Source organism: Rheinheimera aquimaris (genome assembly GCF_020531985.1).
Lineage (GTDB): Bacteria > Pseudomonadota > Gammaproteobacteria > Enterobacterales > Alteromonadaceae > Alishewanella > Alishewanella aquimaris.
In genome coordinates this window covers 418,299-432,614 of record NZ_JAJAVQ010000004.1, presented here as the reverse complement: position 1 = coordinate 432,614, position 14,316 = coordinate 418,299, and the positions used below count along the sequence as shown (strand labels likewise).

Below are 14,316 nucleotides of genomic sequence, written 5' to 3'. Positions count from 1 at the left end.
CCTGTTAAAATGCTGTGTTATGGCGCAACCTGCTGCAATATCAGGCCACAGATATAAGCGCCATAGGTGCCCAAGCCGTAGCCCAGTACCGCCAGTAACACGCCGACCGGTGCCAGCGACGGATGAAACGCCGCGGCTACTACAGGTGCTGATGCGGCACCGCCAACGTTAGCCTGGCTGCCTACCGCCATATAAAACATCGGCGCTTTGATTAATTTTGCCACCAGCAGTAGCAAGCCTGCGTGCACTGCCATCCAGACAATACCGACTAAGAACATCAGCGGATAATCCAGAATCGCTGTAACGTCCATATGCATACCAATGGTCGCCACCAGAATATATAAAAAAGCAGAGCCAACTTTTGACGCACCGGCCGCTTCGAGATTGCGCACCCGGGTTGCCGACATAATTAAGCCCAGCGTCGTTGCAATAACCACCAACCAGAAGAAACTGCTGGTTAAGCTGTAAATTGCCAGCTGCGGTGCCACCCGTTCAATCCAGGGCGCGATAATATCAGCCAGAAAGTGCGATAACCCTGTCACACCAAAGGCAACGGCGACAATCAGCATAATATCGGTCAATGTAGGAATACGGGCATTTTCTGCTTCATATTGTTCAATCTTTTTGCGCAGGTGCACTATGCCTGAGGTATCAGCGCCGTTTTTACGGTCAAAGTACTCAGACCGGCTGGCGATAAACAGTAACACCGCCATCCAGACGTTTGCCACCAGCACATCAACCGTGATCATCACCGAGAAAATGCTGCCATCGACTTCAAACACTTCTTTCATGGCGGCCTGATTGGCACCGCCACCTATCCAGCTGCCGGCAATTGTCGTCATACCGCGCCAGACATCCCCACCCAACTCCTGCGGGAACATATACCCCATTGCTAACAACGCCAGCGGGCCGCCGATGACAATACCGGCAGTACCGGTTAAGAACATGATCAGTGCCTTAGGGCCAAGACCAAGAATGGCTTTAAAATCAACACTTAGCGTTAACAATACCAGGCTGGCTGGCAGCAGATAACGCGACGCCATTTTGTATAACGACGAGCCTTCGCCATCTATAATGCCAAAACTGTTAAATAGCGATGGAATGAAGTAGCACAGCAGCAACGCCGGCACATAGGTATAAAAAGCTTTAAAAAAGCGGTTATCACTGTGACTGGTATAAAATACGGCGCCTAGAATGACCGCCATTAAACCAAGTACTACGGCATCATTGGTGATAAGTACACTGGATTCTTGCATAGGGGACCCTGAAAAATAGATTGTTATTGTCAGCACAAACGGCTGTCAAAATAACACAGGGCTTTGGCTTCGCAAAGTCAGGCAGGATAAGCCGCACCGGATCTGCGCTGACACACCTCACGGCTGCGGTGTTTTTTCCTGCAATGCCAGCTGGGTAAATTCAACGCCCCCCCAGCCAGTGCGGATGAAGTTGCGGATGTTCTGGTGGTCGTCGGCTTGCGGCGTTTCCAATACCTGGCGGTAATAATCGCCAAACAGGTGTAATGTCTGCGGCTCAGATAACTGATGTAACAAGCCAAATGCCAGTATCTTGCACGAGCCGTTATTCTCACCGGCAGCATTATGCAAATCACCATTCTTAAATGCCGTCGGCGTGAAATGATATAAAGCATCAATCAGGCTGATACTCTGTTCAAAACTGATGCTCTGCGGTTCAACACTCAACTGAATAAAAAACTGCTGCAACATACTGATTTCCTGCCGGGCTCTGTTAAAGAGGGTATGCGCTGATACTAAAGGCAGCGCAATGACTTCGCAATACCACCAAGGTCGCAGTAACATTAATTTACTATTCAGTGCCGGATCCGGCCAGTATCACTGGCTGATATTGATATACTGCAATCAAGTTTACTTAACACCGGATAAAGCATGTTATCAGCCACTATCTGTCAGCAGGCCAGGCTGGCACGCGATGCCCGTTTTGACGGTTTGTTTTTTACTGCCGTCAGCAGCACCGGCATATACTGCCGGCCCATTTGCCCGGCCAGAGCGCCGGCAGAGCAACATGTCAGTTACTACTTTAGCGCGGCAGCAGCCAGTGCGGCCGGCTTTCGCCCTTGTCTGCGCTGCCGGCCAGACAGCGCACCGGGCTCTGCCGCCTGGCAGGGCACCCAAACCACCTTACAACGTGCACTAAGGCTGATTGATGAGGGTGCACTACAGCAACATTCACAGGCAGAGTTGTCACAGCGTTTAGGTATTAGCGAGCGCTATCTGCGCAAACTGTTTCAGCAGCAACTTGGCGTCGCCCCTAAGCAATATGCGTTAATGCAGCAGGTATTGTTTGCCAAAAAATTGCTGCATGAAACAGCATTTCCGGTTTCGGCTGTAGCTTTTCAGTCTGGCTTTAACAGCCTGCGCCGTTTTAACGATGCGTTTAAACAACAGCTGCAGCTTACACCAGCCAGTATCCGCCGCCATCGCGGTACTATTGGTGAGGTAATTGAACTGGAACTCAGCTACCGGCCACCGTTGGCATGGCAACGCATGTTGGATTTCTGGCAGCAGCGCACACTGGACGGTATAGACTGGGTAGATGGTCAAACTTATGGCCGCACTTTTAGCTGGCAACAGCAAGCGGGCTGGTTTGATATTACGCCGCGCACCAACAGCAGCTTAATACTGAAACTTAACTGGCCCGGCAAACAGGGCTTGTTTCATCTGGTACAGCACCTGCGCCGTTTGCTTGATTTAGATGCCAATATGCTGCAAATAGAACAGCAGCTGCAAAACCACCCATTGTTTACTGACAAAGTCATCAGTGGTCTGCGCATACCGGGCGTCTGGAACAGCTGGGAAGCAGGCGTACGCGCAGTGCTTGGCCAGCAAGTGAGTGTGGCGGGTGCCCGTACCCAGCTTAACCGCCTGGTCGAGGCGTTGGGCCAAGCTGTCGCCGGGGATAAAAAGCTGTTTCCAACCCCCGCCGCGGTGGCGCAAAGCGAGTTGCAAATGATCAAGGTGCCGCAAGCCAGACGGGACACGTTAAAAGCGCTGGCCGACTTTGTACTGCAGCAACCTGATGCAGCACCTGAGCTGTGGCAGCAGATTAAAGGCATCGGCCCCTGGACGATAAGTTATGCCCGGTTGCGGGGCTTATCTGACAGTGATATCTGGCTTGGCGGCGACCTGGGGGTGCAAAAAGCGCTGGCAAAGCATGCCGATAACGGCTCTGTCGCTTTGGCACACAGCAATCTGGCGCCGTGGCGTAGCTACGCGACGTTTCAGTTATGGTTTAGCTTAGGAGGTTAACGCATGTATACCCAATATATTGACAGCCCACTTGGGCCGGTAAAAATCGCGGCGTCAGCTGCCGGGATCAGCGAAATACGCTTTGTCAGCCAGACTGCTGTGGAACATCGCTCTGCGTTGACTGAACAGGCGGCACAGCAACTGAGCGATTATTTCGGCGGTAGCCTCACCCATTTTAGCCTGCCGCTTGATGCCGCTGGCACGGACTTTCAGCGCAAGGTCTGGCAGGCACTGTGCAGGGTACCTTTTGGCACCACCTGCAGCTACGCCACCATTGCCGGTGATATCAATAATGTTAAAGCGGTACGGGCCGTCGGCGCCGCCAACGGCCGTAACCCAATAGCGATAGTGGTGCCCTGCCACCGTGTGATCGGTGCCAACGGTACACTAACCGGCTATGCCGGCGGCCTGGATAAAAAAGCCTGGCTGCTAAAACACGAACAGCGCCGTTAGGCGCTGTTGTTTTATCTTGAACATTGCATCAGAACTGATAAGACACACCAAAGCGGAACTCATTTTTGGTGTCGCCGCTGTTCAGCGCGATATTGCTGCGAATAGCCCAGTCCGGACTTAAATAGAAAGCAATACCACCTGCTAAACTGCCATGGTCATCACCGATAGAATGGTAAGCAGCTTCAGAATACAGCTCTACCTGCGGTGTTAAAGGGTGGCGCAAACCTACACCGGCGTAACCACCTGTATCGTCAGCATCACCGGACGCATTCTCAATACCTGCCAGCACGTACGTTTGAGTGGTAGGTGAAAAATCCAGTTTAAAGCCGGTAAGATAGTTCACTCCAGCCTGCACAAAGTTCACGTCAAACGGGCCTTCAGACAGACGGGTATAAGTGCCGTCAACTACCCAATTGCCATCCAAACGGTAAGAACCTTCAATATAAGGGCCATCACCACCGGCGTCAGTATAACCGGCGCCAACGTAGTCCCATTTAATATTGGCCTGTGCGCCAGCAGCAAACATGGTTGCAAGAATACCTGCTAATGCGTAAGACTTTTTCATATTGTTACTCCTTGTTTTCCCCTGTATCAGAGAATTCTCAGTACCAGAGATTTTGGGTATTGCTCAGTTTGTTTGATGACAGCTTAGCGGCGGCGAATTAACACTGGCTGAACTGTATAACAGCCAGAAGTATTCTATTTTATCGACAGTAAACGGCTTAATTATGCGGTTTTCATTTGGTTTAACTTAATGCTTAATAGTAAAAACCACTTTTGGGAGGACATTATGACAGCGAGAGTTTTACAACGCCTTATTCCTTCGATTGCGGCTTCAGACGGCGCCGGGGTAAAAATAAAGCGCAGCCTGGGGCAGAATCCGCACACCAGACTGGATCCATTTCTGATGCTGGATTTTTTTGGGTCAGACAAAGCCGGCGACTACATTAAAGGCTTTCCTCCGCACCCGCATCGCGGTTTTGAAACCGTTACCTATATGCTTGATGGCCATATGCTGCACGAAGATCATCTGGGCAACCAAGGCCACCTGAAATCAGGTGGTGTGCAATGGATGACGGCGGGCCGCGGCATTATCCATTCTGAAATGCCACAGCAAGAAGCCGGGCTGATGCAAGGTTTCCAGCTTTGGCTCAACTTACCGGCAAAAGAAAAAATGAAAGCTGCAGCCTATGTTGATATCGCCCCTGAGCAAATACCGCAACTTAACCTGCCGCAAGGCAGTGCCAAAGTGATTGCCGGTACCCTGCAAAGCGGTAATCTGCAGCAAAGCGGGCCGATCCAGGGGCTGACTACCGATCCGCAGTATTATGACCTGCAGTTGGCAGCTGGCCAGAGCATTAGCCTGCAACTGCCGGTCACACATAATGCCTTTGTTTATCCGTATGCTGGCCAGGTACTGATACAGGATGATAAAGAACTGCGCAAAGTCCCTGAGCATCATGCAGGTGTGTTGACCCACGGCAATACCCTGACACTGGTAGCAGAACACAGTAGTCGCGTGCTGGTACTGGCTGCTGCCCCTATCGGTGAACCCATAGTACAGTACGGCCCTTTTGTGATGAACAGCATGGCGGAAATAGAGCAGGCTATCAGTGATTATCAGCAGGGTAAGCTGACAGGCGATACTGCTGCAGCGACCATCCAACTGGCACAATAACAATGGATAACGCCATGAAAAGCGGGATTTTACCGCCATGGCGTTTTATACTAGCAGCTTTGTAACAACAGAGACTGCAACATGCAACAGATTGGTATTATCGGCGCCATGGAGCCGGAGGTGGCGCTACTGCGCCAGCAAATTAATGATGTTAGCTGCACCGAACTGGGCGGCTACAGCTTTTATAGCGGCAAACTGGCGGGTGTTCAGGTGGTACTGGTGCAATCCGGTATTGGTAAAGTGGCATCGGCACTGGCAACCGCGCTGCTGATCCAGCATTTTAAGCCTACGGCAGTTATCAATACAGGTTCTGCCGGCGGTTTTGACCCAGATCTGAACGTCGGTGATATCGTCATCAGTACAGAAGTGCGTCATCACGATGTTGACGTAACCGCTTTTGGCTATGAAATGGGTCAGGTACCACAAATGCCGCCTGCTTTTACCGCACACCCCAAATTAATCAGCGCTGCAGAGCAAAGCATTCAGGCGCTGGGGTTTTGCCAGACAAAAAAAGGCCTGATCGCCACTGGCGACAGTTTTATCTGCGACCCGGCGCGTATTGCTGTCATTCGTCAGCAGTTCCCAACTATGCTGGCGGTTGAAATGGAAGGAGCCGCTATAGCGCAGGTTTGCCATATGCTGAAAACACCTTTTGTTGTAATCCGCAGTTTAAGCGACATTGCCGGTAAAGAATCGCCGCAGTCTTTTGAAGACTATCTGGAAGTTGCGTCGAAAAACAGCTCTGCGATGGTGCTGGAGCTGCTGCAACGCCTGAACGGAGTAACACTGTAATATGCCATGGCCGCTTGGCATAACTTGGCCATCAGAGCTATCTGCACATCCAGCTATCTTACTGTTGGTGGTGCTGGCAGCCCGGCTAATTCCTATGCCAGCGGCGTACCACCCGTTAATGCTGTTTCGCTATTTTGCTCAGCAACTGGCGGCAAAAGTTAATCCGGACCCAGAGCGGCCAAGGCAGCAGCTATATATTTCAGGCAGTCTGGCACTTCTTGTCGCCTGGTTGCCTGCTATGGCGCTGCTGTATAGCCTGTATCAGTTTTCCGAATTACCTCTGGTACTCGATGCCCTGCTGCTGTACGCCGGTTTGGACTGGTACAGCACGCAGCAACAGGCACAAAAGATCCAGCAGCGCCTGCTCACGGGCCAGTTGACACTGGCCCGTGAGCAGGCAAAGTCATTGTTGTGCCGTAAAACATCCACATTAAGTGAAATGGGCCTGACAAAAGCATTGCTGGAAAGCCTTACACTGCGCTCTGCCAGTCATTTTGTAGGGGTTTGTCTGGCATTTGTGCTGGCTGGCGGGCTTGGTGCTATAGGCTACCGGTTAGTGACTGAACTGCAGCAACAATGGAACCCTAAACGTGACCAATATCGTTATTTTGGCGCACCGGCCTCGGCGCTGGCAGGGCTGCTGACCGCTATACCAAAATGTATCAGTAGCCTGTTGTTGGCTATACAGCATGGGGTACTGCGTAGTTATCAGCTATGCCGGGCAACGCACTGCTTTAATATTAACCGTTGCTCTTTCTGGCTGCTGTGCTGCGCCAGTGCGGCGCTGCGCCGCAGTCTCGGTGGGCCGGTATATTACAACGGTTTGAAACAGCAGCGCAGTAAAATTAAGCAGCCAAACGAGCCGGTGGCGACGGACATCCAACGCGCTGTCAGTATATTGCAGTTCTCCCATCTGTACCTGCTACTGGTGATTGCCGGCGGTAGTTTGCTGCAATTGGTATGGCAACTAAAACATTAGAATTACGCAGTTAACAGCACTGGACAGTCAGGCGATCTCGTTATATGTTTTGCCCCTAACCGCAGATGTAGCGCCAATAAAATTAATAAAGCTACAACAGGAGTATCAGTGAATTTTTTGCCGCACTTTTTGCGCTGCCTGAGTATGTTGTTGTTACTCGTGGTCTGCAGCTCCACTGCTGCGCCGCTGTTGCGGCCATTGACGCCTGACCAGGGTTTGTCGCAGGGCTCAGTGCGTGATTTGCTGTTGGACAAAGACGGCTTTCTTTGGCTGGCTACCGACGGCGGCATTAACCGCTACGACAGCACCCGCCTAAACCATATTAATGCTGAAGGTTACCAGCTCAGAGAGCTGCCATTTAGTAAATTACTGCAAGATTCCAGCGGCAGGCTATGGGCCGCTTCAGCCCACGCAGGTATCTATTTATTTAACCCTGCTAATGCAGTATTTGAACTGTTTATGCCGATGCCTGTGCCAGCGAATAATGAACAGGCCGGGGCACACAGCATTATCTCGCTATTGGAATATGACAAAGACACTTTGCTGTTTCTGATGGATGATGCGCTATACCGTCTGCCGCTTTCTACCGCAGCACCAGAGCAGCTTTTCAGCTTGTCTGAGCAAGGCGTGGAAAACGGCTGGCTGCGTACGGCTATTGTTGTGGATGGCAATGTGTTTATTGGTGGCTTTAATGGCCTGTATTTTCTCGAATATGCCAGCAAAAAACCGACGCTGCTGCCCCATCTGACACCGGCTATGACGGCGGCCGAAAACACTAACCACGACGATCAAAAGCATGTGAAGTATCTTGAGCTGCAACACGAACGTGTGTGGATTGGCACCGTAGAAGGCTTATACAGTATTGCCACTGCCGATATACAACAATATATACAGCAACAAAGCCGCTATACACCGCAGCAACATGTACCCCGCCACAATATATGGCAACTGCTGTGGCAAGGAGAGCAAGCCTTGCTGGCCACTGAACAGGGCTTGTATCAGTTCAACCTGGCAGATAACAGTATCACACGTCTGTTGCAGCTTACCCGCAGCGATCTGGGGTTATTTGACGATAATATTCTCGATATCGTTGCCGACAACTACGGCGGTTACTGGCTGGCCTCTCGCAACGATGGCGCTTACTACTGGCACCCACGTAGTACTGCTTTCAGTAATATCAGTCGTCTGGCAGAGAACAATAACAGCCTCAGCAGTGAAAAAGTGTATGCACTGGCCTCCGCCGGGAATAGCACGCTGTGGGTTGGTACCAGTAACGGCCTTAATCGTGTTGATCTGACCTCAGGCGAGATTACAGCGTATTTAGTCAATAACGATACCAAAGCTATATGGCACAGCGGCACTATTCTGAACATATTCCCTGACGAGACAGACCTGTTCTGGCTGCAAACTTCGGCCGGGCTGCGCCAGTTTGATACTGCCCAAAATGAACTCAGACTACCACCCGGAAATAACGATACCGATAAGCGCCTGTTAGCATCAGCAACCGGCTTCGCTTACCGCTTCAATAACCAGTTTTATTTTGTTGCCGACAACGCCTTTTACCGCTATCAGCCTGACACTGCTGAAGTGGAACCCTTACCCGAACTGGATCGTGTTTTTGCCAATCTGATATTTGGCGGTTTTATCGGCGAAACCGCAAAGCCTGGTCAGTTGCTGTTATCGGCGGCGGATCAGCTGTGGTTGTATGACACAGCGCAGCGCCAGGTGCATTTGCTCTATCAATACCCGCAATATCAGCCTGAACTTAACCGCCAGGCTGACGCTATGGTCACTGATGATAACGGTACTTTATGGGTCGGTTTTGCCGGCCATGGCCTGATGGGGTTTGACCAGCAAACGCTGCAGCTTAAGCATACTCTGACCACAGCAGATAATGCCTACGCATTGCAACGCGACAACGAAGGCTATATCTGGTTCTCATCACATAAAGGTTTATTCCGGCTTGACCCACAGTCGCTGCAGGCTGAACATTTTACTAAGGCAGATGGCTTGCCAACGCATGAATACAATGGCGCCGCGTCGGCCCGCTTGCCCGGCGGTAAACTGGCGTTTGGCAGTATGCGTGGCGTCACTGTGGTTAACACAGCAGCCCTGGCAACCGAGAACCTTAAACCAAGCGCTGTAATAACCGGCATCAGCACGCAAACCGGCAATCAGCTGCAGCTGCACGGCAATCTGAATGAACGTCATATCGATTTATCGTATCAAGATTTAGGCATCGAGCTGAATTTCAGCAGCATGAACTTTCGTGATGCGCATAAAATGCAATACCGCTTCTGGCTCGAAGGCGCTCAGGAATTACGTTATCCGGTACAGCACAGCAGCAAAGTAGTATTTCCGCAGCTCAGTCGGGGCGACTACATTTTTTATGTGGTAGCGCTGTCGCCGACCAATGGCCAGGAAAGCGAGCCGGCCAGAATATTTTTGCACGTGTCTGCCAGCCCCTGGCTGTCAGGTTGGGCTTTGCTCGCATATTTGCTACTGCTGCTGACCGCAGGTGGCAGCTTGCTAACGATTCGCCGTAATCAACATCGTCTTATCAACCAGGCTCACCGCAAAGTACGCCTGAGCGAGCAGCGGCTGAAACAGGCACTGGCTTCAGTGGATAGTGGTGCCTGGGAATGGCAGGCTGATACCAACTTATTCTACGCTTCCAGAGTACAGCAAATGCTCGGCTACCCGGAAAATATGAATCCGATGACGTTGTCGCAGCATGAAGCCCTGATACACCCTGATGACAAAGCTAATTACACAGCTCAATGGCAACGCTTTATCCAGCAACCAGAGCAGAGTTTTGATTGCACCTACCGCATGCAACACCGGGATGGCCACTGGCTGTGGTTCCGGGATATCGGCAAAGTAACTGAGCAGGATGAAGATTCAGCCGTACGTCGTGTATTGGGTACCTTCAGTAATATTACCGAAACCCGCGCCAGTCAGGAAAAGGCCCGTCTGTTTGGTGAAGCTTTTCAACAAACCCGTGACTGGGTCGTCATTCTGGACCAGCAACAGCGGGTTATTGCCGCCAACCAGTCTTTTGCCACCGCTTTTGGCAGCCTGGAACAATATATCGACCAGCCACGCACCCATCACCTTGGCATCAGCCTGGTCAGACGACGCTTTTACACCAAATTGCTGCGCAGTATGCAAAGTGGCCAGCATTGGCAGGGAGAAGAGCAGGTTATTACGCCTGACGGACGTGAACGGCCGACGCTAATCAATATCAGTGCTATAGGTGAGCAGCAGCAAACCTTCTTTGTGCTGGTATTTACTGACATTACCGCACAAAAAATGGCAGAAGACGAATTACGTTACCTCGCTAACTACGATGCCTTAACCGGTTTACCGAACCGCGCCCTACTGATGGACAGAATATATCATGGTATCGATCAGGCAAGGCGCGACAGGCGCAGCCTGGCGTTATGTTTCATTGATCTGGATAAATTTAAACAAATTAACGATTCCCTAGGCCACGATATTGGTGATCTGTTGCTAAAAGAAGTCGCTAAACGGCTGACGTCAACGCTGCGCGACAGTGATACAGTAGCCCGCTTAGGCGGCGACGAGTTTGTCATATTGCTTGAAGGCTACAAAAATGACGACAACATCAGCCATGTTGCACGAAAAATGCTGACCGTGGTCAGCGAACCTATGCAATTGGGCACCCATACCGTTGGTGTGTCACCCAGTATTGGTATCGCCGTTTATCCGGAAGATGCGATAAATGCCACTGAGCTGCTGAAACATGCCGATGTGGCGATGTATCACGCCAAAGAAGCCGGGCGGAATAACTTCCAGTTTTTCACCGCCGAAATGAACGAAAAAGCTCATATGCGGCTGGCACGTGAAACACGCTTACGTAACGCATTGCATAACAACGAATTTGTTAACTTTTACCAGCCGATAATAAACAGCCAGACTAACCGCATAGTCGGCGCTGAAGTGTTACTGCGCTGGCAAAGCAACCAAGGACTGATCTCACCGGCTGAATTTATTCCGCTGTCAGAAGAGTTACGTTTAATTATTAACATGACACAACAGCTGCTGGAGCGCGCCCTGGCCGATCTGAAAAAATGGCATGACAGTGGCTACCAGTTGTATTTGTCGGTCAATCTGTCCACGCAGCATCTGGAGCAACCATCACTGGCTGAGCATACCCGCAACCTGCTGCTGAAATATGACTTACCGGCCAGCTGCCTGCGTTTTGAAGTAACAGAAAGCGCGCTGATGCGCGATCACCGCAGCGCGATAGATACCATGCTGGCGTTAAGTGAATTGGGCATACAGCTGGCGCTGGACGATTTCGGTACCGGCTATTCATCACTCAAATACCTGAAAGAACTGCCGATCGATGGCATTAAAATTGACCGCAGTTTCGTGCAGGACATCGGAATCGACAGTAGTGATGAAACCATCATAGAGGCCATGCTGAGTATGGCAAATAGTCTGGGCATGTATTGTGTGGCCGAAGGTGTGGAAACCGAACAGCAGCTGGCATTTTTCAGCAGACGCCAGTGTTACCTGATTCAGGGCTATCTGTTCGCCAGACCAATGCCGGAGCAAGATATGTTTGCTTTTCTACAGCAAGAACATGCCAACCTGTGACCAGCATGCGCCAGGTTGTACTGGCGCTGAGATAACTTTTTAGCCGCTGATGCCAGCCAGGTTAACGACTCTGGTATACTGAGCCACCCCAGAACGTCGCCCGGATTGTTATGCTGTCGCCCCTCGTCAAAGGAGCCTTGCTGTTACTGCTGGCTGAAGCCTGCTTCGCCGGTATCGGCGCCATTGTCAAATTCACCAGCGGCACAGCTTCTGAAGTTCAGGTGGTGTTCTTCCGTAACTTCTTTGCCCTGCTGCTGATGCTGCCGTTTTTATACAAACATGGCTTTCGGTTGTTAAAGACAAAACGTTGGTATCTGCATTTAAGCCGGGCGCTAACCGGTATTATTTCGATGTACTGTTTTTTCTATGTGCTGGCCCGCCTACCACTGGCGCAGGGTATGCTGGTGTTATTGCTATCACCTTTTATTGTGCCGGTGATTGCACGCTTCTGGCTAAAAGAACGCCCCAGCCGCCTGACACTGTTCAGTATTTTACTGGGCTTTGTCGGGGTATTGCTGGCGTTACCTGCTAACTACGGTAGTGCTGAAGCTGTATTGCTGGTAGGGCTGCTGTCGGCAGTGCTGGTTGCGGTAACCAAAACCACGATCCGCTATATGTCTGACACTGAACCCGCCGTACGCATTGTATTTTACTTTTCGCTGCTGACTGCCCTGCTGTCTGCAATCCCGGTGCCATTTTACTGGCAACCCCTGAACAATGATGTCTGGCTGGCATTTATCGGCATGGGGGTGTTAGCAGCCACCGGCCAGCTTGCGATGACACGCGCCTATGCGGTAGCCCCTGCCAGCGATATTGGCATGTGGACCTACAGCAGTGTTATCTTTGCCGGCCTGTTTGGTTATTTGTTCTGGCAGGAACCGGTCAGCGCGGCCTGGTTTGGCGGTGTACTGGTGATTTTCTATGCCGGCTATATCACCACCAGACAAAGATTGTTCTGAGGCTTTGACGCCAACGCTGGCAACGCGCAGCCGAACAGGCTAAAATACGCTCCTTTTTTCGATGTGACAAGACAGGTAACAACACGCAATGGGCAAAAAGCTGCACATTAAAACCTGGGGCTGCCAGATGAACGAATACGATTCATCGAAAATGGCTGACCTGCTGGATTCTACTCATGGCTACACACTGACAGAGGAAGCCGAAGAGGCAGACGTTATTCTGCTGAACACCTGCTCTATCCGTGAAAAAGCCCAGGAGAAAGTATTCCATCAGCTGGGACGCTGGCGTCCGCTGAAAGAGAAGAATCCAGATCTGGTGATCGGTGTCGGCGGCTGCGTAGCATCACAGGAAGGCGCCGCCATCCGTGAGCGTGCACCTTATGTCGATATTGTCTTTGGCCCGCAAACCCTGCACCGCCTGCCGGAAATGATCAATGCCGTTCGTGGCTCCAAGTCACCGGTAGTGGATGTATCTTTCCCTGAAATCGAAAAGTTTGACCGCTTACCAGAACCAAAAGCCGAAGGCCCGACTGCCTTTGTGTCTATCATGGAAGGCTGTTCAAAATACTGTACTTTCTGTGTCGTGCCTTATACCCGCGGCGAAGAAGTAAGCCGACCGCTGGACGATGTGCTATTCGAAATTGCTCAGTTAGCTGAGCAGGGTGTACGCGAAGTGAACCTGCTGGGGCAAAACGTCAATGCTTACCGCGGTGAGAAGTTTGATGGCAGCATCTGCCACTTCTCGGAGTTACTGCGCTTGGTAGCGGCGATCGACGGTATTGATCGGATCCGCTACACCACTTCACATCCGGTCGAATTTACCGACGATATTATCGAAGTATACCGCGACGTACCGGAGCTGGTTGATCACCTGCACCTTCCGGTACAAAGCGGCTCTGACCGTATTTTGAATCTGATGAAACGCGGCCATACTGCACTGGAATACAAAGCACAAATCCGTAAGCTGAAGCGCATCCGGCCTAACCTGAGCATGTCATCTGATTTTATTATCGGCTTCCCGGGTGAAGAAGATACAGATTTTCAGGCCACGATGGATCTGATTCAGGCGATAGATTTTGATATGAGCTTCAGCTTTATTTACAGTGCCCGCCCGGGTACGCCTGCGGCAGATTTGCCGGATGACATATCTGAAGACACCAAGAAACAGCGACTGTATATTCTGCAGGACCGTATCAACCAGCAGGCACTGCGTATTGCACGTGGCATGCTTGGCACGGAACAGCGGATTCTGGTAGAAGGGCCATCAAAGAAAAACATTATGGAACTGACCGGCCGTACCGAGAATAACCGGGTAGTGAATTTTGAAGGCTCGCCTGACATGATTGGGCAGTTTGTTGATGTACGGATCACGGATGTGTTCAGTAACTCATTACGCGGTGAGCTTATCCGCACCGAAGCCGATATGGGCTTACGTCGCGATACGGCACCACAGCAAATTCTGGCACGGCAAAAAACAGAACCTGTGGCCGACACCCTTGGCGTGACAACCTTTATTCCTTAATTTATCCGGGGGCTGTATAGCCC

Annotated in this window: 11 protein-coding genes; 8 read left to right on the top strand and 3 right to left on the bottom strand. The window is 51.2% G+C overall.

The features are described 5' to 3' along the window. Positions 1 to 17 precede the first annotated feature (17 nt). Both LHL18_RS14525 and LHL18_RS14520 read right to left on the bottom strand, forming a co-directional pair. Entirely contained in the window at positions 18 to 1,256 is a 1,239-nt protein-coding gene (locus LHL18_RS14525; RefSeq protein WP_226767593.1) for a DUF819 family protein, read from the bottom strand. A gap of 117 nt (positions 1,257 to 1,373) precedes the next feature. Beyond that, the gene (locus LHL18_RS14520; protein ID WP_134057228.1) at positions 1,374 to 1,724 is read right to left on the bottom strand and encodes a HopJ type III effector protein; all 351 of its coding nucleotides are present in this window, start codon (positions 1,722 to 1,724) and stop codon (positions 1,374 to 1,376) included. A 180-nt stretch (positions 1,725 to 1,904) separates the two neighbouring features. Between LHL18_RS14520 and LHL18_RS14515 the strand changes: the two genes are divergently transcribed. Then, positions 1,905 to 3,284 (top strand): AlkA N-terminal domain-containing protein, encoded by a 1,380-nt coding sequence (locus LHL18_RS14515; RefSeq protein WP_226767592.1) that lies wholly within the window; start codon positions 1,905 to 1,907, stop codon positions 3,282 to 3,284. A 3-nt stretch (positions 3,285 to 3,287) separates the two neighbouring features. Beyond that, positions 3,288 to 3,737 (top strand): methylated-DNA--[protein]-cysteine S-methyltransferase, encoded by a 450-nt coding sequence (locus tag LHL18_RS14510; RefSeq protein ID WP_134057232.1) that lies wholly within the window; start codon positions 3,288 to 3,290, stop codon positions 3,735 to 3,737. 28 nt (positions 3,738 to 3,765) lie between these two features. Here the strand turns inward: LHL18_RS14510 and LHL18_RS14505 are convergent, their stop codons facing one another. Next, the gene (locus LHL18_RS14505; protein WP_226767591.1) at positions 3,766 to 4,302 is read right to left on the bottom strand and encodes a porin family protein; all 537 of its coding nucleotides are present in this window, start codon (positions 4,300 to 4,302) and stop codon (positions 3,766 to 3,768) included. Positions 4,303 to 4,527: 225 nt separating this feature from the next. On the opposite strand from LHL18_RS14505, the gene LHL18_RS14500 reads away from it, so the two are divergent. From LHL18_RS14500 to miaB, 6 genes are all read left to right on the top strand, one after another. After that, complete coding sequence (locus LHL18_RS14500; protein ID WP_226767590.1) at positions 4,528 to 5,415, top strand: pirin family protein; 888 nt, start codon at positions 4,528 to 4,530, stop codon at positions 5,413 to 5,415. Positions 5,416 to 5,496: 81 nt separating this feature from the next. Beyond that, the gene (gene mtnN, locus LHL18_RS14495; RefSeq protein ID WP_226767589.1) at positions 5,497 to 6,207 is read left to right on the top strand and encodes a 5'-methylthioadenosine/S-adenosylhomocysteine nucleosidase; all 711 of its coding nucleotides are present in this window, start codon (positions 5,497 to 5,499) and stop codon (positions 6,205 to 6,207) included. 1 nt (position 6,208) lies between these two features. After that, entirely contained in the window at positions 6,209 to 7,186 is a 978-nt protein-coding gene (locus tag LHL18_RS14490) for a cobalamin biosynthesis protein (RefSeq protein ID WP_226767588.1), read from the top strand. A 108-nt stretch (positions 7,187 to 7,294) separates the two neighbouring features. Continuing rightward, on the top strand, positions 7,295 to 11,812 hold the full coding sequence (locus LHL18_RS14485) for an EAL domain-containing protein (RefSeq protein WP_226767587.1): 4,518 nt from the start codon (positions 7,295 to 7,297) through the stop codon (positions 11,810 to 11,812). 110 nt (positions 11,813 to 11,922) lie between these two features. Next, positions 11,923 to 12,771, top strand: coding sequence for a DMT family transporter (locus LHL18_RS14480; protein WP_226767586.1), 849 nt, complete (start codon positions 11,923 to 11,925; stop codon positions 12,769 to 12,771). 88 nt (positions 12,772 to 12,859) lie between these two features. Further along, positions 12,860 to 14,293, top strand: coding sequence for a tRNA (N6-isopentenyl adenosine(37)-C2)-methylthiotransferase MiaB (gene miaB / locus LHL18_RS14475; protein ID WP_226767585.1), 1,434 nt, complete (start codon positions 12,860 to 12,862; stop codon positions 14,291 to 14,293). Positions 14,294 to 14,316 lie beyond the last annotated feature (23 nt).